We start from the raw sequence: 25,597 nt of genomic DNA on the forward strand, positions 1-25,597 counted from the left end.
ACTTTGCCGTCGCATATATCCGCGCGGACATCAAAGGGAAAGGGCATGAAGGAAACCGGACCGATCTGGGCCTTGGGCACGATGTCGGGCACCTCTCTGGACGGGGTGGATGCGGCCCTGGTGCGCACTGACGGGCAGCGCATCTTCGATTTCGGCCCCACGGCCTATCGCCCCTATCAGCCGGCCGAGCGTGACACGATCCGCGCCGCTCTTGGCCGGTGGCAGGGAGATCCGGGCGTGGCGCAGGCCGCCCGCGTGGTCGAGGATGCTCATATCTCGGTGATGAGGCGGCTTGTCGGCGGGGCCGATCTGTGTGGGTTCCACGGCCAGACGCTGGCCCATGATCCGGGCGGCCGCGGGACGCATCAGGCGGGCGACGGCGCGCGTCTTGCGCGCGCTCTGGGCAAGCCGGTGGTCTGGGACTTCCGCTCGGCGGATGTGCGCCTTGGCGGGCAGGGGGCGCCGCTTGCACCCTTCTTCCATTTTGCCTGTGCCAGTTGGATCGACGCGCGCGAGCCTCTGGCCTTCCTCAACCTTGGCGGGGTGGGCAACGTGACCTGGATCGATCCCGCTCAGCCGGGGCCGGAAATTCCCGGCGCGATCCTTGCCTTCGATACCGGTCCGGCCAATGCGCCGATCGACGATCTGGTCTATCGCAGGATGGGCCTGTCGTGCGACCGCGACGGGGCGCTGGCCGGCTTCGGGCGGATCGACAAGACCATCCTGAAGCGCTTCCTGCTGCATCCGTTCTTCTTTCGCGTGCCGCCGAAATCGCTGGACCGGGACGCCTTCCCGGATCTGGTGCGCGCTGTTGAGGATCTGGCTGTCGAGGATGCCGTCGCAACCCTGACGGCTGCGGTGGCCTGCGCGGTCGCGCGCGCGGCCGAGCATTTTCCGCGCCCTGTCTCGCGCGTGTTGGTCACGGGGGGCGGGCGGCGCAACCCGACCATGATGCGCATGCTGGCCGAGGCGCTGGAGGTTCAGGTCGACCCGGTCGAGAGCGTGGGCCTGGATGGCGACATGCTCGAGGCGCAGGCCTTTGCCTATCTCGCCGTTCGCGTGTCGAGGGGGCTGCCCACATCATGCCCCGCCACGACCGGGGTGCGCACGGCCATCGGTGGCGGCCGAATCAGCCGGCCCGAGCCATAGCGCGTGCCGCCCGGCTCTTGCGGGCTGCGCGCAGCATCGCGGTCGTGTAGATGATCAGGGCGGCCCAGATCAGCGGAAACGCGATCATCCGTGCCCGGCCAAAGGGCTCCTCGAACACGAAAACGGCGATCAGGAAGATCATCGTCGGCGCGACATATTGCAGGATCGCGATCGTGGACAGCCGCAGCCTCTTGGCGCCGTTGGCATAGATCATCAGCGGCACCGCCGTGACGACGCCGCAACCGATCAGCAACAGCGTGTCCCGCAGGCTGCCCATGGCGAAATGCCCCTGTCCGGTCCACTGGACATGGGCAAACCAGCCAAGGGCGGGGATCATCAGCAGCATCGCCTCCAACGCAAAGCCCTGGTTCGGCCCGATGGGCAGACGACGCTTGAAGAAGGCGTAAAAGCCCCATGTCACCGTCAGGCCAAGCGAGACGACCGGAACCCCACCGCCATCGACGGCAAGAACGCCAACGGCGATCGCGGCCAGCGCGATCGCGACCCATTGCGCGTGGCTTGGCCGTTCGCCCAGCAGAACGGCGCCCAGAAAGATCGAGAACAACGGGTTGATGTAATAACCCAAAGCCGCATCCAGGGCGCGCCCGGCGCTGATCGCCCAGACATAGATGCCCCAGTTGATCGAGATCAGCCCGGCGGTGACCGCCGCCATGCCGACCATCCACGGCGTGCGAAGCGTCCGCGCAAGATCGCCCGTCCGGCCGGTTGCGGCCAGCACTGCCAGCGCCACCGGCAAGGCCCAGATCACCCGGTGCGCGAGAACCTCCAGCGGCGGAACATGCGAGACCGCCTTCAGATACAGGGGCAGGAACCCCCACAACGCATAGGCCGCAAGCGCATACAGGAACCCTGCAAGTGTATCTTCGGGGACGATGGCGTGGTCGGCGTTTCGGGACATCGGGCATTCCTTTCTGGCCATGGTTCCCAGATACGCGCAAGAGCGCGCCTCCGCCATCGCGCGATTGTATCAGCAACAATGCCGTACCACCCGCATGGGGCGAACCATCGGCCTTGACTCTGGGGCGCGGCTGAAGGATAAGCCCGCAATCTGGATGGGGTGGCCCGTCCGGAACGTCATTTGATTGTCAACAACGCCCCACGGGGGCGCGCTGTCCGAGGCGGGGAAACCCGGAAACACCGTCTAACGGGGCCACAGGGCGCGGCAAAGGAAAAGGAAAGACCAATGTTTGCGGTCCTCAAGACCGGCGGCAAGCAGTACAAGGTTCAGCCGGGCGACGTGCTTCGGGTTGAACTGATCGCGGCCGAACCGGGCGAAAAGATCCAGTTCAACGAAGTGCTCATGATCGGCGGCGACAAGCCGGTGCTGGGCGCTCCGCTGGTTGACGGTGCGGCCGTTCAGGCCGAGGTCATCGATCAGATCAAGGCCGACAAGGTCATCACCTTCTGGAAGCGTCGGCGCAAGCATTCGTCCAAGCGCACCCGTGGGCACCGCCAGAAGCTGACGCTGGTCCGTGTCACCGACATCGTCGAGAAGGGCGCGGACAAGACCGGTGTCAAGGCCGCGATCGGCACGCGCGCCGCGCGTCTGGCCGCGCATGACGCCCCGGCCGCCAAGGCAACCAAGAAAGCGCCGGCCAAGAAGGCCGCCGCCGAGTCGAAGGAGTAACACCCCATGGCACACAAGAAGGCAGGCGGTTCCTCCCGTAACGGCCGCGATTCCATCGGTCGCCGTCTTGGCGTCAAGCTGTTCGGCGGCGAGAACGCGACCCCGGGCGCAATCATCATCCGCCAGCGCGGCACCAAGTGGTGGCCGGGCGAAGGCGTCGGCATGGGCCGCGATCACACGCTGTTTGCCCTGAATGCGGGCCGCGTCGTGTTCAAGAAGGGCCTGAAGGGCCGAACCTTCGTATGCGTGCTTCCCGAAGCGCAGGCAGCCGAGTAAGCCAAACCGTTACATTACAGATGTAACAGGGACCGGCCGAAAGGCCGGTCCTTTCAGTTTCGGGACACGGATTTCAGCGATTTCAGGTGCCGGCCCGCCGGCTTCTGTAACAAAAGCAGGCTTGATGCAGTCCCATGAAGGCCCCATTTTCGTTGTATCAGGCAGGCCAGCGCCGCGAATTCCAGAACAACAAGGCGCAGCGGAAGCGAATGGCGGACCGGTCACGTTCCGGATGATCGGACCTTACGCATTGCCGAGAGGAGGAGAGCATGTTCCAGGAAACCATCGTCGTACAGCCCACTTTGGCGGCCGAGCGTTTCGTTCTGCGGCCCATCCGCAAGTCGGATGCGGGACTGATTGCGATGTATACCTCCGATCGACGCGTGGCCGAGCAAACGCGTTCGATTCCGCATCCCCTGCCGCCCGGCGCGACCGAAGCCTTCATTGCGCGCGCGCTGGCCGAGGACCGCAAGGAAGACGTCTGGGTGATGGACGGCTCCGAACTTGGCCAGGACGAGGTTCTGGGTCTTGTCAGCCTGACCCGGATGGACAATGGCCAGAGCGAAATCAAATATTGGGTCGCGCCGGCCTTCTGGAACACGGGCTATGCCTCGGAAGCTGTGCGTGCCATCGTCGATGCCAACCCGCATGAGGCGCGCACCCTGTTCGCCGAGGTCTTTCAGGACAATCCCGGCTCGGCGCGTGTCCTGACCAATTGCGGCTTCGAATATCTGGGCGATGCCGAGGCCTATTCGGTCGCGCGTGGCGCAATCGCCCCGACATGGACCTATCTGCGCAAGATGGTCTGAATCGGGCGCGCTGGCTGCCGCCGGGCTTGGGTGGGCGCGGATGCCTTACCGCGCCCGCTTTCATTGCGGGTGGTGCCGTGTCTTGCCGCGCGCGCTCTTGCGTCGGCCAATGTCTGACGGTATCGCCATGAACGAACATGAAAGGCGCCGAAAATGAAGTTTCTGGACTACGCGAAGGTCTATATCCGCTCGGGCGCGGGCGGCGCGGGCTGCGTATCGTTCCGGCGCGAGAAGTATATCGAGTTCGGCGGCCCCGATGGCGGTGACGGCGGCAATGGCGGATCCGTCTGGGCCGAGGCCGTGCCGGGGCTGAATACCCTGATCGACTTCCGCTATCAGCAGCATTTCTTTGCCAAGAACGGCCAGCCGGGCATGGGAAGCCAGCGCACCGGCAAGTCGGGCGAGGATATCGTGCTGAAGGTCCCGGTCGGGACCGAGATTCTCGAGGAAGACGGCGAAACCGTGATCGCCGACATGGTCGAGGTCGGCCAGCGCGTCCTGCTGGCCCAGGGCGGCAATGGCGGCTGGGGCAATCTGCGCTTCAAGTCCTCGACCAATCGCGCGCCACGCAACGCCAATCCCGGCCAGCCCGGGGTCGAGCGGACGATCCTGCTGCGGCTGAAGCTGATTGCCGATGCCGGGCTGGTGGGCCTGCCCAATGCGGGCAAGTCGACGTTCCTGGCCTCGGTGTCGAATGCGCGCCCCAAGGTCGCCGATTATCCCTTCACGACGCTGGTTCCCAATCTGGGCGTGGTCGGCATTGACGGGCGGGAATTCGTGATGGCCGACATCCCCGGACTGATCGAAGGCGCATCCGAGGGGCGGGGCCTGGGCGATCAGTTCCTGGGTCATGTCGAGCGTTGCTCGGTTCTGCTGCACCTTGTCGATGGCACATCTTCGACCATTGCCAGGGATTTCCGCACCATCGTGACCGAGCTCGAGGCCTATTCGCCCAAGCTTGCCGCCAAGCCGCGCATCGTGGCGCTGAACAAGATCGACGCGCTGGACGCGAGGACTTTGGCGAACCGTCGCCGCAGCCTTGAAAAGGCCAGCGGCGGGCCGGTCCATCTGATTTCCGGCGCAACCGGTCAGGGTGTGCGTGACCTGTTGCGCGCGCTTTGGCGCGAGATCGAACCCTCGCGGATCGAAAAGCAGGAGAGCGCTCCGAAATGGGAACCCTGAAGCCCGACATCACGGCCGCAAGGCGGCTGGTGGTCAAGATCGGATCGGCTTTGCTGGTCGATGCGGGCGGGGGATTGCGGCGCGACTGGCTGGTGGCGCTGGCCGAAGATGTCGCACAAGCCAAGGCGCGCGGCACCGATGTCGTGCTGGTCTCTTCGGGGTCGATCGCCCTTGGCCGCGGCGCGCTTGGCCTGCCGTCCGGTCCCCTCACCCTGGACCAGAGCCAGGCGGCGGCCTCGGTCGGACAGATCCGGCTGGCGCGCGCCTATGAAGAGGTGCTGGCGCCGCATGGCCTGACGGCCGGGCAGGTTCTGGTCACGCTGGAGGATACGCAGGACCGGCGCCGGTATCTGAACAGCCGGGCGACGCTGGAGACATTGTTGTCGATGGGCGTCGTGCCCATCGTGAACGAAAACGACACGGTCGCAACCGACGAGATCCGGTTTGGCGACAACGACCGCCTGGCCGCGCAGGTCGCGGTCACGATCGGCGCCGATCAGCTGGTTCTGCTGTCCGACGTCGATGGGCTGTATACCGACAACCCGAAGCTGAACCCCCAGGCACGGCGGCTGGATATCGTCGAACGCATCACGCCCGATATCGAGGCCATGGCGGGCGATCCGGTCTCGGGCCTGTCGCGGGGCGGGATGCGAACCAAGCTGATGGCCGCGCGCACCGCGACCTCGGGCGGGTGCGCGATGGCGATCACCGAAGGGTCGGTGCGCAACCCGCTTCGTGCCCTGGCCGAAGGCGCCGACTGCACGTGGTTCCTGCCCGACGGCACGCCCCAGGCCGCGCGCAAGCGCTGGATCGCGGCGATGAAGCCGCGCGGGGCGCTTGTGCTGGATGCAGGGGCGGTGCGCGCGCTGCACGGGGGCAAGTCGCTGTTGTCCGCCGGCGTCACTGGCGTCAGGGGAGCGTTCGACCGTGGCGATCCGGTCCAGATCCTTGGTCCGTCGGGTGAAGTTCTGGGGGTCGGGCTGGTGCGCTATACCGCTGCCGAGGCGCAAGCGATCGCGGGTCGCAAATCGGGCGAAATCGAGGGCATCCTTGGCTATGGTGGCCGTGGTCCCGTCGTTCACCGCGACGACATGGCGATCCAGGCGGTGGCTCAGCCGGCGGTGGCCGGGCAGGAAAGGGGGGCAGAATGAACGAGATGGGCAGCGTTGCCACGATGATGGACGAACTTGGCAGGGCCGCGCGCCTGGCCGCGTCGCAGATCGCCTATGCGCCCTCGGACGCCAAGCGCAAGGCGCTGGACGTCGCGGCCGACGAAATCGAAAGGCAAGCGCCTGAAATTCTTGCCGCCAATGCCCGGGACATGGAGTTCGGCCGGGACAAGGGGCTGAGCGCGGCGATGCTCGATCGGCTCATGCTGGACGAAAAGCGGATCAGTGGCATTGCCGCCGGCCTGCGCGCGGTTGCGGCGCAGCCCGATCCGGTTGGCCAGGTGATGGCCGAGTGGGACCGCCCCTCGGGCCTGCACATCCGTCGTGTCCGCACCCCGATCGGGGTGGTCGGTGTGATCTATGAAAGCCGCCCGAACGTCACCGCCGATGCCGGTGCGCTGTGCCTGAAATCCGGCAATGCCGTGATCCTGCGGGGGGGATCGGAAAGCTTCCATTCCAGCCGGGCGATCCACGCCTGTCTGCAGGCGGGGCTGGCAGAGGCCGGTCTGCCCGAAACGGCGATCCAGCTGGTGCCCACGCGCGATCGCGCGGCCGTCGAGGCGATGCTGCGCGCGGTCGACCACATCGACGTGATCATCCCGCGCGGAGGCAAGGGGTTGGTCGGCCTGGTTCAGCGCGAGGCACGGGTGCCGGTCTTCGCCCATCTGGAAGGGATCTGCCATGTCTATGTCGATCGCGATGCGGACCCCGAGAAGGCCCGCCGCGTGGTCCTGAACGCCAAGACGCGAAGACCGGGCATCTGCGGGGCGGCGGAATGTCTGCTGGTCCATCGCGACGTGGCCGAAACGCTTGGCCAGCAGATCGTTGATGACCTGATGGCGGCCGGTGTCGAGGTTCGCGCCCAAGGTTTGCGCGGCACCCGTCCCGCGCAGCCCGACGATTTCGGCCGCGAGTTTCTGGACATGATCATCGCCGCCCGTGTCGTCGACGATGTGGATGACGCGATTGCCCATATCCGTCGCTATGGATCGCAACACACCGAGTCGATCGTTACCGAGAACGAGGCCACGGCCGAACGCTTCTTTTCGCGCCTCGACAGCGCGATCCTGATGCGGAATGCCTCGACCCAGTTCGCCGATGGCGGAGAGTTCGGCATGGGGGCCGAAATCGGAATTGCCACGGGCAAGCTGCATGCGCGCGGTCCGGTCGGGGCCGAGCAATTGACAAGCTTCAAGTATATCGTCCTGGGGGACGGAACGATCCGGCCATGAACGATCCGACCGACGAAGAACTGAGGGCACGCTTCCGTCCGCTGATCGAGGCCGAGCTTGCCGCGCTGTCGTCGGCCTCGGAAACGACGGGGTCTGATCGTCGCCCCGTCGAACTTGACCAGCAGTCGGTCGGGCGGTTGAGCCGCATGGACGCCATTCAGGGCCAGGCCATGGCAGCAGCGCTGGAGGCCCGGCGGGCCGCGCGGCGGCTGGTGCTGACGCAGGCCCTTGGCCGGATGGAGACGGACGAATACGGCTATTGCGCCGATTGCGGCAACTTCATCGGACGCAAGCGCCTGGAAACCGACCCCGCGGCCACCAGATGCATCGACTGCGCACGGTAGCGTGCAAAAAGATCCGCAGGTCTTTCGCGATCCAACCGCGCCCCCGCCGGGTTTTCCGCCGGGCGCGCGGCAGCCGGACGTGCTGATCCTTCCCGCCGTGACCTCGGGCCATGTCGGGAACCGCGGGCCGAACCTGCTGCGTCGCACTTCAACTGCATTTGCCCCGCGCTTTTTCGTTTCGAGCCGCGACCGTCCCGGGTTCGTTGGTGGCAGGACCCAGGGATGATCCGTCCAGGGCCTGCAATGGCGGCAAGGGCGCGAGCGGCTAGAAGCTGATCGCGAGTTTGTCTTCGGCGGTATCCAGGCGCAGGCGCCGGTTCATGCGCGCCGCCTCGAGCGGCAGCAGGATGAATTGCACCTGTGCCGCGCTGATCTGTTGCTGTCCGATCCCGTCATCGGGGTCGCCCGTCAGGCGCGCCCAAAGCTGGCGGTCGAACTTCAGCCGATCCGATCGCGCCTCGAGCTGCCAGCCGGTGGCCGAGGGACGCGACACGGTGATCTGGCCACCCATGGGCAGGGCGGTTTCAAGGCATTGAATTGCAAGAAATGTCAGCTTGGCCTCGGCCCGGCTGGGGCTGTCATCGACGTTCCATGACACCCGAATGCGGCCGCCTTCGGTCATTTCGGACAGGATGGTGCGGATCTCGTTGCGGGGGACGGGTTGACTGCCTTCGGACTTGCCAAAGGCGATGCGAAAGAAACGCAGGCGCGCATTGGCCTGGGCCACGCTTTGCGCGACAAGGCCCATTTCGGGGCCGCCGCCACCCGTCAGGGCCAACAGCTCGATCCCGTTGCCGATTGCCCCCAGCGGGCTTACAAGGTCATGACAGATACGCGACCCCACCAGGGCGGCAAGATCGTCAGCCGAAATCCTGGTCATTTGCGTGCACCCAAGGTGAGGAACGGGCGATGCTGGAACTTCTTGAGCCGGGAATGTATGTCCGCCATCCCCGCCAGCCGGATTGGGGCCTGGGGCAGGTCCAGTCGCGGATCGGGTCGCGTGTGACGGTGAATTTCCAGCATGCGGGCAAGCAGGTGATTGATGGTGAGCAGGTCGAACTTATCATCGTCTTCGATCCGCAGGAATAGGCCCGACTGGCTAACAATCGGTTAATGCCGGTCCGTCCCGGACCCCTATCGACCATCCAGCCCCAGGTCGGTTGCAATCTCTCGGGCCGCTGCATAAAACCTGACGCGCCAGACCCCACGGGAGCCGATGTCCCAGATGAGTGTCGAAACCGCGCAGTTTCGTGTCCGCCTTGCGACCAGCGAGGCAGACCGGCTTGGGGCTCAGCGACTGCGCTATCGCGTATTCGTCGAGGAACTGGGCGGGGACGGTCCGCTTGTCGATCACGCCCAACGGTTCGAGCGCGACGAATTCGACGACGTCAATGACCATCTGGTGCTGATCGACACGCGGCGTGACGAGGCCGCGCTGGACCATGTCGTCGGCGCCTATCGCCTGCTGCGCGGTGACCGGGCCGCCGCGTTCGGGCGGTTCTATTGCGATGCCGAATACGATCTGGCGCCGCTGCGTGCCACGGGGCGGCCGCTTCTGGAGCTTGGCCGATCCTGCGTGCATGTCGACTATCGTGGCGGGCCGGGCATGCTGCTGTTGTGGAACGGTCTGGCCGAATACGTGCTGCGCAACGGGGTCGAGATCATGTTCGGCGTGGCAAGCTTTCACGGCACCGACGCCGCGGCACTGAAGGTTCCCCTGTCGTGGCTGCACCATCACCATCTGGCGCCGCCGCATCTGCGCGTTCGTGCCCTTCCTCCACATGCCCAACCCATGGACCTGATGCCGGCCGAGGCGCTGGACCGGCGCGAGGCCATGCAGGCCATGCCCGCACTGATCAAGGCCTATCTGCGTCTTGGCGGCTTCGTGGGGCAGGGGGCCTTCATCGATCACGCCTTCAACACCACCGATGTCTGCCTGGTCATGGACACGGCCGCAATGAGCGCCCGGCACAAGGGGTTTTACGTGCGAAAGGCCGGGGGACAGCAATGACCACATGGCGCGACGAAGTGCCATCGGATCATGTTGATCTGACGCCGTTGTCGTGGACACTGATCGTCCTGCGTGGTCTGGCAATGTTCGCCGTGACCTTTGGCGGGCTGGCGCTGCTAATGCTGTTGCGGCTGGTCGAGCGGCCGATCTTCGGCCTTGACCGTCCCATCACGCCGCATGTCACCCGCGCGGTCTGTCGGGCGGATCTGGCGATCATGGGGATAAGCTATCGCGTTCACGGACGCCCCATGCGCCACGTCGGCGCGGTGGTCGCCAATCATTCCTCGTGGCTGGACATCTTCGCCCTGAATGCCTGCCAGACGGTCTATTTCGTCTCGAAGGCCGAGGTTGCCCGCTGGCCGCTGATCGGCTGGCTGGCTCGCGCCACGGGCACGGTCTTCATCGCGCGCGATCCGCGACAGGCCAAGGCGCAGCAGAAGCTGTTCGAGGATCGCATCCGCGCGGGCCACAAGCTGGTCTTCTTTCCCGAAGGCACATCGACCGACGGGCTGCGGGTTCTGCCATTCAAGCCGACGCTGTTTGCGGCCTTCTACACCCACGGCCTGGACCGCGTGATGGAAATTCAGCCCGTGACGGTCGTCTATCATGCTCCGCCGGGACGCTCGCCGCGCTTTTACGGCTGGTGGGGAGACATGGATTTCGCGCCGCATCTGGTGCGCGTGCTGGGCCAGTTGCGGCAGGGCCGCGTCGAGGTCGTCTTTCACGCGCCCGTGGCCGTGTCGGACTTTTCGTCGCGCAAGGAACTGGCGCGCCATTGCGAACAGGTCGTGCGCGCGGAACTGGCCCGCGCGCTGGGCTCGGCCCATGCGGGATGAGGGCTCAGCCGCCCAGCGGTGCCAGCATTTCGCCAAGCGCTTTGGCGGGATCCTCGGCCGACCAGATTTCTTCGCCGATACCAAAGAAATCGGTCACGGGGGCGAGTGACTCGACCAGATCGCGCGTCAGGCCGCCCTCGGCCACGACGGGCAGCTCGATCATCTCGGACCACCAGGCAAAGAGATCGCGCTCGGCAATCTCGCCGGTGCCAAGCTGCGTATCGCCCACCGGGCCAAAGGCGATATAGTCGGCCCCGGCCTCGCCCGCATTCATGCCGTCATGGCGCGACGTGCCGCAAAAGGCGCCGACGATCGCATCGGCCCCCAGCGCCTTGCGCGCGGCCCGGACATTGCGCGCGCCGTCGCGCAGGTGAACGCCGTCCAGACCGTGGCGTTCGACCAGTTTCAGATGCGTGTCGATCACGATCGCCACGTCGCGCTGGTGGGACACTTCGCGCAGCGTGTCGGCGGCCCGGCCGATCCGGTCGGCATCGCTGCCCGCCATGGCCAGCCGCAGGCAGGCGATTTCGTGCGCGTCCAGCACCTGCGCCAACCGGGGGGCGAATGTTTCGGGGTCAAGGTCTGGCGGCGTGATCAGATAGATCTGGGGGCGGTCTTGGCTGGACATCCGCGACTCCATGCTCGGAAAGGCTCGCCGCCGATTAGCGCAGTTTCGCGCGCTTGGCTACAGGCCGCGTCGTCTTGCGCAATGGTTCCCGCGCGCGTATCAGGCGCCCTGCGTGAAAGGAAACCCGATGAGCGAACGTCAACCGGCCTTCATCCTGGTTCGCCCCCAGATGGGCGAGAATATCGGCGCGGCGGCCCGCGCGATGCTGAATTTCGGCCTGTCCCACATGCGGCTGGTCGATCCGCGTGACGGCTGGCCCAATCCGCGCGCGGTGGCCATGGCCTCGGGCGCCGCGGGACGGGTTCTGGACCATGCCGGCCTGTTTGCCGATCTGGATGCGGCGATCGCCAATTGTCACTATGTCTTTGCCACGACCGCACGTTCTCGCGATCTGACCAAGCCGGTCATGACCCCTGAACGCGCCATGGAACATGCCCGCGCCCTGTCGGCTGCGGGCCAGAAGGTGGGCGTGCTTTTCGGTCCCGAACGCGCCGGGCTGGAAAACGAAGACATCGTGCGCGCCAATGCGATCATATCGGTTCCGGTGAACCCGGACTTTCCGTCGCTGAACCTGGCGCAGGCGGTGCTGCTGTGCGCCTATGAATGGGGCAGGCAGGGCACGCAGACGCCGCCCGAGGTCGTCGCGCTTGCGGGCACCGAACATGCCACGGCCGAAGAGGTCGCGCGACTGGCCGAACATTACGAACAGCGGCTGGACGAGGCAGGGTTCTTCTTCCCTGCGTCCAAGGCAGAGGGGATGAAGCTGAACCTGCGCAACCTGTGGAGCCGGATGCCCCTGACCCGCGCTGATGTGCAGACCCTGCATGGCGTCCTGCGCCAGCTCGTGCGCAAGCGCGATCGCGACGGCTGACCGGCGGATCCGGGATTGCGGCGCGCGCCGGGCTGGGTAAACCTGCCCCATGAGATCGGGGGAGGGGACCATGACCTTGGACATTGATTTCGTGCGCGCGCAGTTTCCGGCCTTTTCGGTGCCGGATCTTGCCGACAAGGCGTTCTTCGAAAATGCCGGCGGTTCCTATGCCTGCGGGGCAGTGATCGACCGGCTGACGCGGTTCTACCGCGAACGCAAGGTCCAGCCCTATGGCCCCTATGCGGCCTCGGCCGCGGGCGGGGCCGAGATGGACGAGGCGCGCGCCCGGCTGGCCGCGATGATGGGCGTGGCGACGCATGAGGTCAGCTTTGGCCCCTCGACCACGCAGAACACCTATGTGCTGGCTCAGGCCTTCCGTCAGGCCCTGAAAGCAGGCGAGGCGATCGTCGTCACCGACCAGGATCACGAGGCCAATTCGGGCCCGTGGCGCCGTCTGGCCGACGACGGAATCGAGATCCGCGAATGGCGGATCGACCCTGTTACCGGTCATCTGGACCCCGAAGCGCTGCGCCCGCTGCTTGCTGATAGGCGGGTGCGGCTGGTCTGCTTCCCGCAGTGCTCGAACGTGATTGCCGAGATCAACCCGGTCGCCGAGATTGCGCAGATCGCGCATCAGGCCGGGGCGGTCGTGTGCGTGGACGGCGTGAGCAACGCGCCGCACGGGCTGCCGGAAATTCCCGCGCTGGGGGCGGATATCTACCTGTTCTCGGCCTACAAGGTCTATGGACCGCATCAGGGGATCATGGTGATCCGCGAAGATCTGGGCATGCGGCTGCCCAATCAGGGCCACTTCTTCAATGGCGACGTGCTCTACAAGCGGTTCACGCCGGCAGGCCCCGACCACGCGCAGGTTGCCGCCTGCGCGGGGATGGCCGACTACTTCGACGCCCTGCATGACCACCACTTTTCGCCCGAACCCGACCCCGCGCGGCGCGCGGCCCGCGTGGCTGGGCTGATGCGCCGCCATGAGGCCGAGATCTGCCAGCCTCTGCTGGACTATCTTTCGCAGCGCAACGATCTGCGGCTTTTGGGTCCGGCGCAGGCCGACCGGCGGGCACCGACGGTTGCCGTGGACCTTGGGCGCAAGGCCGAGCCCGTGTCGGCCGCGCTTGCCGAATACGGCATCAATTGCTGGGCCGGCGATTTCTACGCGGTCCGGCCCTTGCGCGCGATGGGCATTGATCCGGCGCAGGGGGTCCTGCGTATGTCGATGGTTCATTACACAAGTGCCGACGATGTCGCGCGCCTGATCGAGGCACTGGACCGGGTCCTGTAGCACCTGTTCCGCGACGTCGCGGCGGCCCGAACAACACTGCAAGGAAGCCAAGAGCATGGACCAGCCGCGCCCCGTCATCGTTTGGTTTCGCCGCGACCTTCGGCTGGGCGATCATGCCGCGCTGCGGGCGGCGCTGGATACCGGACAGCCCGTGATCCCGGTCTTCATCCATGACGAGACGGTCGAGGCATTGGGCGCGGCGGCACGCTGGCGCCTGGGAAAGTCGGTCGAGGCGCTGGGCAAACGCCTGGCCGCGCGTGGATCTCGGCTGATCCTGCGTCGGGGACCCGCGCTGAAGGTGCTGACGGATCTGATCTCGGAAACCGGGGCAGGGGCCGTCCACTGGCAACGGACCTATGACCGTGACGGCATCGCGCGCGACAAGGCGGTGAAGGCCCGGCTGACCCAATCCGGCATAACGGCGAAGAGCTTTCCCGGCGCGCTCCTGCACGAGCCATGGCAGGTCCAGACCGGCTCGGGCGGGCCATACAGGGTTTATTCGCCCTTCTGGCGGACAATCCGCGGGCTTGATCCGGGGGCACCCCTGCCGGCCCCGTCGCGCATTCCGGCCCCGCAGGACTGGCCGCGCTCGGAGCATCTTGACGACTGGCGGATGGGCCAGGCCCTGCGGCGGGGCGAACCCGTCGTCGCGGCCCACGCGGTGATCGGGGAAGATGCCGCGCGGGACCGGCTGGAACGTTTCATTGCCGAGCGCATGGCGCGCTATCCGCAGGACCGGGACCGACCGGATCTTCCGGGCACCTCGGATCTGTCGGAAAACCTCGCCTGGGGCGAGATCTCGCCGCGCGTGATCTGGCATCGCACCCGCGCCGCGATCGAAGAAGGGGACGCGGCCGCGGCAAAGGGGGGCGAGAAGTTCCTCTCGGAGCTTGCCTGGCGGGACTTTGCCTGGCACCTGCTGTATCACGCCCCCGACATGGACCGTCGGAACTGGCGCCCGGAATGGGATGGCTTTCCCTGGCGCGGTGACAATGACGACGCCGAGCGATGGCGCCGCGGCATCACGGGGGAACCCTTCGTCGATGCGGCCATGCGCCAGATGTATGTCACGGGCCGCATGCATAACCGCGCACGGATGATCGTTGCGTCCTATCTGACCAAGCATCTGCTGACGGATTGGCGCGTGGGGCTGGCCTGGTTCGCCGATTGCCTGACCGATTGGGACCCGGCCTCGAACGCGATGGGCTGGCAATGGGTGGCCGGGTGCGGCCCCGATGCCGCGCCCTATTTCCGGGTGTTCAACCCCGCCACGCAGGCCGAGAAGTTCGACCCCAAGGGCGCCTATCGCCGCGCCTGGATCGCCGAAGGGCAGAAGGATCCGCCAGAAACGGCAAGAAGCTGGTTCAAGGCCGTTCCGCGTTCCTGGGGCCTCTCACCGGACGCGCCCTATCCCGCGCCGATGATCGACCTGAAGGCCGGGCGTGAACGGGCGCTGGCCGCCTATGCCGCGCGGAAGGCGGGTGAATCCTCTGCCATATGAAGCGCTTGCCCGCTGGTGATGGCTGGATATAGTGAGCGCAAGGGGGGAATGCATGGACGTTCTGACGACCACCGAGGGGCAGACTGGCCTGCCGAGATATTTTCCGCAGGTCTTTGCCATTGCGAAGAAAATGCGCAATGGACGTCTGGACTTCGTCATGCCCGACGGGCGGCGTTTTCGCGCCGAAGGCACGGGGCCCGGGCCGGTGGCCGAAATCGTCGTGCATGACGACGACATCTTTGCCCGCCTGATCCGCGAAGGCGATCTGGGCTTTTCCGAAGCCTATCTGGAAGGCGGATGGAGCACGCCGGACCTGCAGGCCTTCATGGACCTGATCCACTCGGACAATTACGAGGTCTATGACGGGTTCCCGGGAATGTTCTGGGTCCGGCTGTACGAGCGGCTTCGCCACCTTCTGCGGTCGAATACCCGCCGCCAGGCACGGCGCAACATCGCCTATCACTATGATCTGGGCAACGAATTCTACGCCAAGTGGCTGGATTCGACGATGACCTATTCCTCGGCCCTGTTCCGAACGGGGCAGGAAAGTCTGGAGGCGGCGCAGATCGCGAAATACGAATCGCTGGTCGATCGCATGAACGTTCGGCCGGGTGATCACGTTCTGGAAATCGGCTGTGGCTGGGGCGGTTTCGCCGAATATGCCGCGCGTGAGCGGGGCTTGCGCGTGACGGGGCTGACGATTTCGCAGGCCCAGCTGGATTATGCGCGTGAACGGATCGAACGCGCGGGCCTGTCCGACAGGGTAACGCTGAAGCTGCAGGATTATCGCGACGAAAGGGGCGTCTATGACGGGATCGCCTCGATCGAAATGTTCGAGGCCGTGGGCGAAAAATACTGGCCGGTCTATTTCCGCACCGTGCATGACCGCCTGAAACCCGGCCGCAGTGCCGCGCTGCAGATCATCACGCTTCAGGACGGCCGTTTCGAAACCTATCGCAAGGGCGTGGATTTCATCCAGAAATACATCTTCCCCGGCGGCATGTTGCCGTCGCGCACCGTTCTGATCGAAGAAATACGCCAGGCTGGTCTTGTATTTGCGGATTCCTTCGAATTTGGCAAAAGTTATTCCCTGACGCTGCGGCGTTGGTATGAGACTTTCAACCAGAAATGGGACGAGATTTCAAAGATGGGGTTTGACGAAAGATTCCGGCGCATGTGGAATTTCTATCTGACCTCATGTGCGGGCGCATTCGAGGGCGGCAATTGCGACGTCACCCAGGTGACGGTCACAAGGCCGGCGGTCTGACATGCCGACCGCATCAAAATTCTTTGCCGCCCTGGCCTTTGCAGCCGTGGGCTTCTTCACGGCTGAAATCTACCGCGCCCATCTGCCGGTGATGCCGCTTGGGTATTTCTCGCTGGCCGCCGCGCTGCTGGGCGTGATCTGCGGCTGGGCGCTGTTGGGCCCCGAGGCGGGGCGGGGAATGTGGCAATCGGCGAATGCGGGGTTGAAGACGGCGGTCGTGCTGATGCTGCTCGCGTTGTTCGTCTTCTCGGCCTACGAGATGCTCATTCAGGCGCTTCGCCTGCGTTATGACGATGCGTTCGAGGCCATTCTGGGCATGGTTGACCTTGCGACGATCTACTTCATCCGCCTGATCCATTGGGACGTCCTGCTGACCCTGTTCGGCGGCGGAATGCTGGCCGGCCTTCTGGCCGAATGGGCTGCGCGGCGCTGGCCGTGACGATACCCGTCTTCCTGTACGGCACCCTGTGCCACCTGCCGTTGCTGCGGGTCGTTCTGGGGCGCGACCCGCAATGGCGCGCGGCGCGGCTGCCGGGTCATCGTGTTCTGGCGGTCGAGGGCGAGAGCTTCCCGATTCTGGTCGAGGGCAATGGCATTGCCCGGGGCATCCTGCTCGAGGGTCTGGATCGGGCCGACAGGGACCGGCTCGACTTTTTCGAGCGTGGCTTTGGCTATGCGCCCCACGCGACGCTGGTCGAGACCGAAGGCGGCGACAGGGTCCAGGCGATGGTCTATCGACCGCAACCCGGCCGCTGGCGGGCAGGCGACCCGTGGCGGCTGGGGGATTGGGTTCGCAAATGGGGCGATGTCACCACATTGGCCGCGCAAGAGGCCATGGCGCTCTACCAGGCGGGGCAGGGTGATCGCATGGCGCAGCGCTGGCCGATGATGCTGATGCGCGCGGGGGCGGCGGTGCGGGCCCGAAAGTCCGAGGCCCCCGCGACCCTGCGCCGCCCCTGCGCGCCCGGTGATATCGTGGTCGATCATTGGTCACAACCTTATGCCAACTATTTTGCCGTCGAGGAAAACGACCTCCGCTTTCGCCGCTTCGATGGCGGGATGAGCCCGGTCGTGAACCGTGCCGCCTTTGTTTCGGGCGATGCCGTGGTGGTCCTTCCCTTCGATCCCGTCCGGGACCGGGTGCTTCTTGTGGAACAGGTCCGCATGGGGGCCCATGGCCGGGGCGACCCGCAGCCCTGGCTGATCGAGACCGTGGCCGGGCGGGTCGATGGCGGAGAGACCCCGGAAGAGGCCGCGCGGCGCGAGGCACGGGAAGAGGCGCGGCTGGAGCTGCGCGACGTCCTGCCGGTTCTGGAATGCTATCCATCGCCCGGCGCGATGACGGAATATCTGTATCTTTTCGTGGCCTTGACGGATCTTCCTGACACAGCAGCAGGGATCGCCGGCGCGGATGACGAACACGAGGACATCCGCGTTCATGTCGTGACTTTCGAGCGCATGATGCACCTGATCGAGACCGGCGAGATCAACACCGCGCCACTGATCCTGCTGGCGCAATGGCTGTCGAGAGAGCGCGAGCGACTGCGCGCCGCGGACTCCTAGCCCGCACGGGGCTTGAGGTCGGCCGACCCGAGGCCTAGGAAGAAGGCAAGCTACAGGAGGATATCCCATGCGTGTCTGCCGCGACCTTGCCGAAACTGTGGGCAAGACCCCGTTGATCCGTCTCAGGAAGGCCAGCGAGATGACTGGCTGCGAGATCCTGGGAAAGGCCGAGTTCCTCAATCCGGGCCAGTCGGTCAAGGATCGGGCCGCGCTGTTCATCATTCGTGACGCGGTTGCGCGCGGCCTGTTGCGGCCGGGCGGCACGATCGTCGAAGGCACGGCGGGCAATACCGGAATCGGTCTGGCATTGGTCGGGGCGTCGATGGGCTTTCGCACCGTCATCGTGATTCCCGAAACGCAAAGCCAGGAAAAGAAGGACATGATCCGCCTGGCCGGCGCCGAGCTGGTCCAGGTGCCCGCGGTCCCATACCGCAATCCGAACAATTACGTGCGCTATTCCGAACGTCTGGCGCGCGAGCTTGCAAAGACCGAACCGAACGGCGCGATCTGGGCCAACCAGTTCGACAACGTCGCCAACCGCCAGGCCCATATCGAGACGACCGGCCCCGAGATCTGGGAACAGACCAACGGCAAGGTGGATGGCTTCATCTGCGCGGTCGGCTCGGGCGGGACGCTGGGAGGCGTGGCGATGGCGCTGCAACCCAAGGGGGTCAAGATCGGGCTTGCCGACCCGGAAGGATCGGCGCTCTACAGCTATTACACCTCGGGCGAGCTGAAGGCCGAGGGAAGCTCGATCACCGAAGGGATCGGGCAGGGGCGCATCACGGCCAATCTGGAAGGTGTGACCCCCGACATGGCCTATCGCATCCCCGATACCGAGGCGCTGCCCATCGTCTTCGATCTTCTGGCCGAAGAGGGGCTGTGCCTGGGGGGCTCGTCGGGGATCAACGTCGCGGGCGCGATCCGCATGGCGCGCGAGATGGGGCCGGGCCACACGATCGTGACGGTGCTGTGCGATTACGGCACGCGCTATCAGTCGAAGCTGTTCAACCCTGATTTCCTGAAGGCCAAGTCGCTGCCCGTTCCGCAATGGCTTGATCGTGCGCCGCGACCCCTGCCCGAGGTGTTCGAAGAGTGATGCGCCTGCTGCGATTCCTGGCTCTGACCTTCGCGCTGGCCCTGGCTGCGCCGGCCTTTCTGTGCCTGACCGCACCGGCCGCCGTGGCGCAGGAAGCCGAGTTGCCCGATTTCGCGGCCTGGGAACGTTTTGCGAAATCGGTCGAAGAGACCTTGGCAAAGTCCAACGTGCCCCAGGCGTCTCTCGAGCAGATGCGCAAGCAACTGGTCGAGTGGCGGACGCGGTTTTCCGCCGCGCAGGGCGTGAATGCTGCCCAGATCGATACGGTTCGCCAGCAGATCGCGGCGCTTGGTCCGGCGCCCGCCGAGGGCGAGACCGAGGCACCGGACATCGCCCAGCGTCGCAAGGAGCTGAACGCGAAACTGTCGGAATTGCAGGCGCCCGTGCTGGCCGCCGAGGAGGCTCGGCGGCGCGCCGACGGCCTGATCCGCCAGATCGATACCCTTGTGCGCGAGCGCCAGACCAGCGAGCTTTTGACCCTGGCGCCGACTCCGGTCAACCCGGTCAACTGGCCGGCGGGCTGGGCGGTGCTCAGCCAGGGGATCAAGACCCTGGGAACCGAGGTCGCCGATGCCTGGGCCAGCGAGGAGAAGCGGGCCGAGCTGCAGCGCAACCTGCCGCTGATCCTGCTGTATCTCGCCGTCGCCACGTTCCTGGTGCTGCGCGGCCCCGGTATCGCCGAGCGGTTGACGACGCGGCTGCTGCGTTCGCAATCGATGCGCGCGCGCCGGGTTGCGGCGGCGACCGTATCGCTGGGACAGGTCATCGTGCCTGTTCTGGGCGCCTTCCTGCTGGTGCAAGCGGTGATCGTCACCGGCATGACAGGAACGCGCCTGCGCGCGCTGATCGAGGCCGTGCCGCAGGCGGTCGGCATCTTCTTCACCGCGCGTTGGGTGTCCAGCTGGCTGTTCCGTTCGGATGGGTTCGTCGAGCTTCTGACCCAAAGGGCAGGCGAGGCGCGGTTCCATGTCAACATGCTGTCGCTTGTTCTGGCGGCCGAGTCCTTCCGCGTCGCCTTCATTACCGAAGTGCGCCCGCCGCTGTCTCTGGCCGCCAAGGGGGTTTGGGGCGCGCCGCTGGTCGTCATGGCCGGGGTGCTGCTGTTCCGGTTCGGGCTGATCCTGCGGCCGCGGCAGATCGAGAGGGGGGCGGAGTTCCGCGACACGATCCTTCGCTGGCTGGGAACCGCGACCGTGGCGGTTTCGATCGTGGCGCCGCTGCTGGCCCTGATCGGTTATGTGAACGCTGCCAACGCGCTGATATGGCCTGCGATCATGACGCTGGGATTGCTGGGCCTGATCGTGATCCTGCAGCGCTTCCTGGCCGAGCTTTACCTGCTGATCCTGCGGCGCGAGGACGAAGAGCGCGATGCGCTGGTTCCGGTCCTGATCGGTTTTGCGCTGGCGATCCTGGCGATTCCCCTGCTGGCGTTGATCTGGGGCGCGCGCACCGAGGACCTGCTTGAATGGTGGACCCGGTTCAGCGAGGGGATCAGCATTGGCCAGACCCGCATCTCGCCATCGGTCTTCTTTGCCTTCGTGTTCATCTTTCTTCTGGGCTATGGCCTGACGCGCCTGGTGCAAAGCGCGCTGCGCTCGACCATTCTGCCGCGTACCAAGCTGAAGAAGGGTGCGCAGACGGCGATCGTCTCGGGTGTGGGTTATCTGGGCATCTTCCTTGCCGCGCTGATTGCGATCGTGGGGGCCGGGATCGACCTGTCGTCGCTGGCCATCGTCGCCGGGGCGCTGTCCGTCGGTATCGGCTTTGGCCTTCAGAACATCGTGCAGAACTTCGTCTCGGGGATCATCCTGCTGATCGAGCAGCCCATCGCCGAGGGCGACATGATCGAGGTCAACGGCCAGTTCGGCACGGTGCGCGGCATCTCGGTCCGGTCGACCATCATCGAAACGTTCGACAGGACCGACCTGATCGTGCCCAATGCCGATCTGATTTCCGGTGTCGTCACGAACCTGACGCGGACGAACACGATGGTTCGTCTGATCATTCCGGTCGGGGTGGCCTATGGGTCGGACACGCGCAAGGTTCAGGCCATCCTGAAGGAGATTGCCGAGAACCATCCTCTGGTGCTTGTCGATCCGGCGCCGGCGGTCCACTTCGTGGCCTTCGGGGCGGACAGCCTGAACTTCGAGATCCGCTGCATCCTGTCCGACGTGAACTTCAAGCTGGATGTCCAGACCGAGATACTGCACCAGATCGTCGAGCGTTTTGCGCAGGAAGGAATCGAGATTCCCTTCCCGCAGCGCGATATCTGGCTGCGCAATCCCGAGGCGCTGCGGCAGGCGCCCGAACCGCCCGCCGCGCCGCAGCCGCCAACGCCGTCCGAAACCCGGCTGGCCACGCGCGATGACACGCGCGGCCACGATCCCGCCCTTGACGGAGACGATGTATGAGCGAACCCTTGTACCGCGCCAGGCCCTATCTGCGCCGTGCGGTCGCGCGCGTTGCGGGCGTGACCGAAGACGGTGGCATCGTCGTCGATGAACCCTTGTTCTATCCAACGGGTGGCGGACAGCCCGGCGATCGCGGAGAGCTTGTCTGGAACCGGGGAAGGGTGCGGATCGTCAACACGGTCAAGGGCGAAGGCGGCGCATCCGTCATGGTGGCCGAGGATGGAGCCGAGCTGCCCTTCGTGGGGGAAGAGGTCGAGCAGATCCTGGACTGGGAGATGCGGTATCTTCACATGCGCGTTCACACGGCCCTGCATCTTCTGTCGGTCGTGATCCCGCTGCCGGTCACCGGGGGACAGATCGGGGCGGGCAAGGGCAGGCTGGATTTCGACATGCCCGAACCTCCCGCCGACATCGCCGCGCTGGAGGAGGAACTGAACACCCTGATCGCGCGCGACCTGCCGGTGACCGAGGACTGGATCACGGACGAGGAGCTGGCGGCCAACCCGGCTCTTGTCAAGACGATGTCGGTCAAGCCCCCGATGGGGCAGGGGCGGGTTCGCCTGATCCGCATCGGCCAGGGGACCGATCAGGTCGATCTTCAGCCCTGCGGGGGCACGCATGTCGCCCGGACCGGAGAGATCGGCCGCATCCGTCTGGGCAAGGTCGAGAAGAAGGGCCGTCAGAACCGGCGGGCAAGCCTGCATCTTGTCGATGGGCCGCAGCCATGAGAAAGCTGTTCAGGACCGTCCTTCCGCATCTTCTGATCTTTGTCACGCTGGCTGCGGGCTACCTGGCGTTTCGGTATTTCTACCAGATCTCGGGCGACTATCCCTACAGCCAGGAACTGCTTCTGGTCTTTATCGGCGCGGTTGCCACGGTGCTGATCACGGCCGCGCTGCTCAATCGGCAGACCGAGCTTGAGCTGCGCAAGGAAGGTCAGGTCCTGCTGCTGGATCAGAAGGCATCCATCTACACGGCGCTGATCGACCACCTTGGCGAGATCGTCGAAAAGGGGCGGATGGAGCCCGCCGCGCTGGCCGAGCTGCGCGTCCTGAACCACAAGATCGCGATGATCGGCAGCGCAGAGGTGATCTCGCATTTCTCGCGTGTTCTGAAGATTCTTGACCACGCGATGCATGATGAGCTGATCCACCAATCCGAAGGGCGCGAGATCATGGCCGCACTGGCCGAACTGACCTTCTACATGCGCCGCGACCTGCTGGGACGGATCGAGGACGAGGATACCGACGCGGTTCTGCGGATGATCCGTTCGAACAATGCGGATATCGATTAGGCAAGTCGGATGGCGTCGATCCGGTCTTGAACTGCCCGTCAGGCTGGCTATACATGCCGGCAGTGAGCAGGACGGTTGGCCGAGTGGTCGAAGGCGCACGCCTGGAAAGTGTGTAGGCGGGAAACCGTCTCGAGGGTTCGAATCCCTCACCGTCCGCCACCCACATCCGCCCCTTTTCCCTGACCCGGTCTCGGCCGGGATTCCCCCGCAATTTCCGCGGGTTGCCTCACTGGGTCCCCGACAGAGACCGCTGCAGGGGCGTGTGTTGCGTCCGAATTCCCCCGAAGTCTCAGAGGCCCTGACAGCGGGGTTCGGTTTCGGGCGGGATTTCCCTGTTTTCGGCCGATTAACAGGGAATTTCGCCCGGAATCGCGCGTTTCGCCACAAGCGCACGCGGATTCTGCACGGCGCAGCAGTGACTTGCGGGCAAATTCCCTGCGCATCGGAACAGGGAATTTCTCCGCACGAACAGGGAATTTTCGCGGGCGATCAGGGAAGCGTTGCGCGGTATCAGGGAGCCGCGCGTCAGACCCCGAACAGCCGCTCCTGCGCGGCCCAGTCGAGCGGCAGCGCCCTTTCGGTCAGGCGCTTCAGCGTGAGCTCCGGCGGCTGGGTGCCCTCGAGGATCGCGGCCTGGATTTTTGGTGCGAGGAAGGCGAGCTGCGCGCGGGTGCGCAGGAAGGACTCGGAGACGCCTTCGGCCGTGGCGATCTCGGAAAGCGGGCGCCCGGCCCTGAGCGCCCTGGCCCAGCCATGGGCGCGGATCAGCATGGCGCGCAGGTGCGGGTCGGGCGCGGGTGCGGGTTCGCCGGCGATGATCTTCGTCTCGACGCCGCGCCGGCGGAGGCGGAGCGGCGCGGTGATGTGGCAGAGGGTGGGGGCGAGGTCCTCGGCCGTGAGGCCAAGCGCCTCGGCCAGCTTGTTGGCGTCGAGGTCGATCGCGACCCTGTTCCGCGCAAGCCGGCCTTCCGCGATGAGGTCGGCCCACGCGGGGCCGGCATCCGTGCGCAGGCGCCCGACGAAGTTGGCGACCGCCTTGGCCACCGCGGCGTCCTGAGACGCGTCCGGCGAAGCCAGCACACGATGCGACGCTGCAGCTTCCTCGAGGTGGTCGCAAAGCACGTCGCGGATCGCCCGCTCCAGCGCCGGGGCCGGCAGGCGCCAGCCGCTGGGGTCTGGGCCGCCGGAGACGAGGCGGTTGGAGATGTAGTAGCGCAGCCGGCGCCCGTGGCGGCTCGTATGGGTGGGGGTGAGCCGGTCGCCGGTCTCGTCGCGCAGCTTGCCGGTGAGCACGGCTTGGGTCGACTGCGAGCGGCCCGGGATCTCTTCCTTGCTGCCGCGCGGCCGCCGCGCCGCTGCCTGCAGCTTCTCCTGCACCTCCGTCCAGAGGCCTTCTTCGATGATGGGTTCGTGTAGGCCCGGCCAGACCTTCTCGCGGTGGCGAATCTGGCCGCGATAGACGGGGTTGCAGAGGAGATAGTGGATCTGCCCGCGCGAGAGCGGGCGGCCGCCGGTGAGAGTGCCATCGGCGCGAACCCGGCGCTTGGAGCGCAGCCCCTCGCGCGCTGCGGCCTCGGTGACCCGGCGCAGGCAGCCATGCTCGGCGTAAAGCGTGAAGAGGCGGCGTACCGTCCGGGCTTCGTCCGCGTTGACCACCAGCTCGCGGGTGTTGGGATCGGGGTGGCGATCGTAGCCAAGGGGCACGGTCCCGCCCATCCAGAGGCCCTTCTTCTTGGAGGCGGCGATCTTGTCGCGGATGCGCTCGGCGGTCACCTCCCGCTCGAACTGGGCAAAGGACAGGAGCACATTGAGCGTCAGCCGGCCCATCGAGGAGGAGGTGTTGAAGGACTGGGTGACCGAGACAAAGGAGCAGCTGGCCTGCTCGAAGCGCTCCACCAGCCGTGCGAAGTCAGCCAGCGAGCGGGTGAGCCGGTCGATCTTGTAAACGACGACCATGTCGATGCGGCCCGCGTCGATGTCGGCGAGGAGGCGCTGGAGCGCGGGCCGCTCGAGCGTGCCGCCGGAGAGGCCGCCGTCGTCGTAGCGGGTTGCGAGGAGCTTCCAGCCCTCGTGGCGCTGGCTGGCAATATAGGCCGCGCAGGCCTCTCGCTGCGCATCGAGCGAGTTGAATGCCTGGTCGAGCCCATCGTCGGAGGACTTGCGCGTGTAGATCGCGCAGCGGATCTTGCGCGGTGTGGTCATCCCTGTGCCTTTCCGCTCAACCCGAAGAAGCGCGGTCCCGACCAGTGCGCGCCGGTGATCGCCCGGGCGATGGCCGAGAGCGAGCGGTAGGACCGGCCGTTCCAGGCAAACCCGTCCTCGGTCACGTCGACGACATGGGTCACGCCGTTCCACTCGCGCACGAGCCGCCCGCCGGGCTTCAGCCGCGGGCTGACGCGGCGCGGCGTGCCGCCCGTGCCCTTCTCGATAGCGGCCGCGACGGCGCGGGGCAGCCTGCCATGGCGGCGGGCCTGTAGTTCGAAAGCGATGAAGCGGCGCAGGAAGGGCTGGCTGAGACCGCGGGGCACGGGCGTGTCGAACAGCTCCTGCCAGAGCGCGGTGAGCGCGGGCCGGTCCATGGCCTCCAGTTTGCGGACATCATCGGGCCAGTTCACGACTTCGCCTCCGGCTCACGGGGGATGTGCCAGGTGGCGGGCTTGCCGTCCGCGCCTTCGCGGCGCTCGATCGGCAGTCCCTTCTTGCGCAGGGTGCTGAGCGCGGCGCGCACCGAATGGGCCTGCCAGCCGGTGGCCTTGCAGAGCGCCGCGAGGCTGGCCCCCGCGGGCCGCGCGAGCATGGAGCGCACCGTGTCGATCTTGGTCTGTGGTGATTTGGGCATGGGTTTTCTCCCTGGCTGTCGCGGGACCGCGGGATGCGGCCCCTCCTACCGAGGAGAGCCCGAGGCAGTCGGGCGTGGTGACAGGGATGCTTCCGTTGCGCGGGAAGTCCAGCCCTCTTTGGCCGCCCAGGTTTCTTGCCAAGAAAATCAAGGGTGTGGATTGCAGGTGCC

At 66.0% G+C, this 25,597-nt stretch carries 27 protein-coding genes and 1 tRNA gene; 22 read left to right on the top strand and 6 right to left on the bottom strand.

Annotated features, from left to right (window positions below):
* Positions 1-45 precede the first annotated feature (45 nt).
* The gene (locus LV82_RS06800; protein WP_104070190.1) at positions 46-1,149 is read left to right on the top strand and encodes an anhydro-N-acetylmuramic acid kinase; all 1,104 of its coding nucleotides are present in this window, start codon (positions 46-48) and stop codon (positions 1,147-1,149) included.
* Here LV82_RS06800 and rarD read toward each other — a convergent pair.
* Positions 1,130-2,068: an EamA family transporter RarD gene (gene rarD / locus LV82_RS06805; RefSeq protein ID WP_211289171.1), complete on the bottom strand. Its 939-nt coding sequence runs from the start codon at positions 2,066-2,068 to the stop codon at positions 1,130-1,132. The two genes, LV82_RS06800 and rarD, sit on opposite strands and share 20 nt — an antisense overlap.
* A gap of 285 nt (positions 2,069-2,353) precedes the next feature.
* Here rarD and rplU point away from each other — a divergent pair, with 285 nt between their 5' ends.
* The 7 genes from rplU to LV82_RS06840 all read left to right on the top strand — a co-directional run bounded on the left by rplU (position 2,354) and on the right by LV82_RS06840 (position 7,809).
* Entirely contained in the window at positions 2,354-2,797 is a 444-nt protein-coding gene (gene rplU / locus LV82_RS06810; protein ID WP_104070193.1) for a 50S ribosomal protein L21, read from the top strand.
* A gap of 6 nt (positions 2,798-2,803) precedes the next feature.
* Positions 2,804-3,073, top strand: coding sequence for a 50S ribosomal protein L27 (gene rpmA, locus LV82_RS06815; protein ID WP_104070195.1), 270 nt, complete (start codon positions 2,804-2,806; stop codon positions 3,071-3,073).
* Positions 3,074-3,342: 269 nt separating this feature from the next.
* Positions 3,343-3,882 (top strand): GNAT family N-acetyltransferase, encoded by a 540-nt coding sequence (locus tag LV82_RS06820; protein WP_104070196.1) that lies wholly within the window; start codon positions 3,343-3,345, stop codon positions 3,880-3,882.
* A 153-nt stretch (positions 3,883-4,035) separates the two neighbouring features.
* A complete protein-coding gene (gene obgE / locus LV82_RS06825; RefSeq protein ID WP_104070198.1) occupies positions 4,036-5,064 on the top strand; it encodes a GTPase ObgE in 1,029 nt (342 codons plus the stop codon).
* Positions 5,052-6,215: a glutamate 5-kinase gene (gene proB, locus LV82_RS06830; RefSeq protein ID WP_104070200.1), complete on the top strand. Its 1,164-nt coding sequence runs from the start codon at positions 5,052-5,054 to the stop codon at positions 6,213-6,215. The genes obgE and proB overlap by 13 nt, the downstream gene beginning before the upstream one ends.
* The gene (locus tag LV82_RS06835; protein WP_104070202.1) at positions 6,212-7,465 is read left to right on the top strand and encodes a glutamate-5-semialdehyde dehydrogenase; all 1,254 of its coding nucleotides are present in this window, start codon (positions 6,212-6,214) and stop codon (positions 7,463-7,465) included. The genes proB and LV82_RS06835 overlap by 4 nt, the downstream gene beginning before the upstream one ends.
* Positions 7,462-7,809 (top strand): TraR/DksA family transcriptional regulator, encoded by a 348-nt coding sequence (locus LV82_RS06840; RefSeq protein ID WP_104070203.1) that lies wholly within the window; start codon positions 7,462-7,464, stop codon positions 7,807-7,809. The genes LV82_RS06835 and LV82_RS06840 overlap by 4 nt, the downstream gene beginning before the upstream one ends.
* Before the next feature lie 265 nt (positions 7,810-8,074).
* Here the strand turns inward: LV82_RS06840 and LV82_RS06850 are convergent, their stop codons facing one another.
* Complete coding sequence (locus LV82_RS06850; RefSeq protein ID WP_104070206.1) at positions 8,075-8,689, bottom strand: histidine phosphotransferase family protein; 615 nt, start codon at positions 8,687-8,689, stop codon at positions 8,075-8,077.
* A 29-nt stretch (positions 8,690-8,718) separates the two neighbouring features.
* Here LV82_RS06850 and LV82_RS06855 point away from each other — a divergent pair, with 29 nt between their 5' ends.
* From LV82_RS06855 to olsA, 3 genes are all read left to right on the top strand, one after another.
* Positions 8,719-8,898 (top strand): DUF3553 domain-containing protein, encoded by a 180-nt coding sequence (locus LV82_RS06855; protein WP_104070208.1) that lies wholly within the window; start codon positions 8,719-8,721, stop codon positions 8,896-8,898.
* A gap of 136 nt (positions 8,899-9,034) precedes the next feature.
* A complete protein-coding gene (olsB, locus tag LV82_RS06860; RefSeq protein ID WP_104070209.1) occupies positions 9,035-9,820 on the top strand; it encodes an L-ornithine N(alpha)-acyltransferase in 786 nt (261 codons plus the stop codon).
* On the top strand, positions 9,817-10,656 hold the full coding sequence (gene olsA, locus LV82_RS06865) for a lyso-ornithine lipid O-acyltransferase (protein WP_104070211.1): 840 nt from the start codon (positions 9,817-9,819) through the stop codon (positions 10,654-10,656). Before olsB ends, olsA begins: the two co-directional genes overlap by 4 nt.
* 4 nt (positions 10,657-10,660) lie before the next feature.
* Here the strand turns inward: olsA and LV82_RS06870 are convergent, their stop codons facing one another.
* Positions 10,661-11,284 (bottom strand): thiamine phosphate synthase, encoded by a 624-nt coding sequence (locus tag LV82_RS06870; protein WP_104070294.1) that lies wholly within the window; start codon positions 11,282-11,284, stop codon positions 10,661-10,663.
* 127 nt (positions 11,285-11,411) lie between these two features.
* Between LV82_RS06870 and LV82_RS06875 the strand changes: the two genes are divergently transcribed.
* The 11 genes from LV82_RS06875 to LV82_RS06925 all read left to right on the top strand — a co-directional run bounded on the left by LV82_RS06875 (position 11,412) and on the right by LV82_RS06925 (position 22,746).
* Positions 11,412-12,155, top strand: coding sequence for an RNA methyltransferase (locus tag LV82_RS06875; protein WP_104070212.1), 744 nt, complete (start codon positions 11,412-11,414; stop codon positions 12,153-12,155).
* A gap of 70 nt (positions 12,156-12,225) precedes the next feature.
* Positions 12,226-13,452 (top strand): aminotransferase class V-fold PLP-dependent enzyme, encoded by a 1,227-nt coding sequence (locus LV82_RS06880; protein ID WP_104070295.1) that lies wholly within the window; start codon positions 12,226-12,228, stop codon positions 13,450-13,452.
* Positions 13,453-13,507: 55 nt separating this feature from the next.
* On the top strand, positions 13,508-14,953 hold the full coding sequence (locus LV82_RS06885; protein WP_104070214.1) for a cryptochrome/photolyase family protein: 1,446 nt from the start codon (positions 13,508-13,510) through the stop codon (positions 14,951-14,953).
* Positions 14,954-15,005: 52 nt separating this feature from the next.
* On the top strand, positions 15,006-16,220 hold the full coding sequence (locus LV82_RS06890; RefSeq protein WP_104070215.1) for an SAM-dependent methyltransferase: 1,215 nt from the start codon (positions 15,006-15,008) through the stop codon (positions 16,218-16,220).
* A 1-nt stretch (position 16,221) separates the two neighbouring features.
* Entirely contained in the window at positions 16,222-16,659 is a 438-nt protein-coding gene (locus LV82_RS06895) for a TrgA family protein (protein ID WP_104070217.1), read from the top strand.
* Positions 16,656-17,783: an NUDIX domain-containing protein gene (locus tag LV82_RS06900; protein WP_170063366.1), complete on the top strand. Its 1,128-nt coding sequence runs from the start codon at positions 16,656-16,658 to the stop codon at positions 17,781-17,783. The genes LV82_RS06895 and LV82_RS06900 overlap by 4 nt, the downstream gene beginning before the upstream one ends.
* A gap of 67 nt (positions 17,784-17,850) precedes the next feature.
* Positions 17,851-18,882, top strand: a complete 1,032-nt coding sequence (locus LV82_RS06905; protein ID WP_104070220.1) for a cysteine synthase A — start codon at positions 17,851-17,853, stop codon at positions 18,880-18,882.
* Entirely contained in the window at positions 18,882-21,293 is a 2,412-nt protein-coding gene (locus LV82_RS06910; protein WP_104070221.1) for a DUF3772 domain-containing protein, read from the top strand. Before LV82_RS06905 ends, LV82_RS06910 begins: the two co-directional genes overlap by 1 nt.
* Positions 21,290-22,021 carry an alanyl-tRNA editing protein gene (locus LV82_RS06915; protein ID WP_104070223.1) on the top strand — a complete coding sequence of 244 codons (732 nt, stop codon included), beginning with the start codon at positions 21,290-21,292 and terminating at the stop codon, positions 22,019-22,021. Before LV82_RS06910 ends, LV82_RS06915 begins: the two co-directional genes overlap by 4 nt.
* Positions 22,018-22,587: a hypothetical protein gene (locus tag LV82_RS06920; RefSeq protein ID WP_104070224.1), complete on the top strand. Its 570-nt coding sequence runs from the start codon at positions 22,018-22,020 to the stop codon at positions 22,585-22,587. The genes LV82_RS06915 and LV82_RS06920 overlap by 4 nt, the downstream gene beginning before the upstream one ends.
* A gap of 69 nt (positions 22,588-22,656) precedes the next feature.
* A tRNA-Ser gene (locus LV82_RS06925) sits at positions 22,657-22,746 on the top strand.
* 366 nt (positions 22,747-23,112) lie between these two features.
* On the opposite strand, the gene LV82_RS06930 is transcribed toward LV82_RS06925, so the two are convergent.
* Genes LV82_RS06930 through LV82_RS06940 form a run of 3 tightly spaced genes read right to left on the bottom strand, consistent with a single transcriptional unit; the run spans position 23,113 to position 25,426 of the window.
* The gene (locus tag LV82_RS06930) at positions 23,113-24,789 is read right to left on the bottom strand and encodes a recombinase family protein (protein ID WP_104070226.1); all 1,677 of its coding nucleotides are present in this window, start codon (positions 24,787-24,789) and stop codon (positions 23,113-23,115) included.
* Positions 24,786-25,202 carry a DUF2924 domain-containing protein gene (locus LV82_RS06935; RefSeq protein ID WP_245873093.1) on the bottom strand — a complete coding sequence of 139 codons (417 nt, stop codon included), beginning with the start codon at positions 25,200-25,202 and terminating at the stop codon, positions 24,786-24,788. Before LV82_RS06935 ends, LV82_RS06930 begins: the two co-directional genes overlap by 4 nt.
* Entirely contained in the window at positions 25,199-25,426 is a 228-nt protein-coding gene (locus LV82_RS06940; protein ID WP_104070227.1) for a DUF3489 domain-containing protein, read from the bottom strand. The genes LV82_RS06935 and LV82_RS06940 overlap by 4 nt, the downstream gene beginning before the upstream one ends.
* Positions 25,427-25,597 lie beyond the last annotated feature (171 nt).

The organism is Albidovulum inexpectatum (assembly GCF_002927635.1).
In the GTDB taxonomy this organism is placed as follows: domain Bacteria; phylum Pseudomonadota; class Alphaproteobacteria; order Rhodobacterales; family Rhodobacteraceae; genus Albidovulum; species Albidovulum inexpectatum.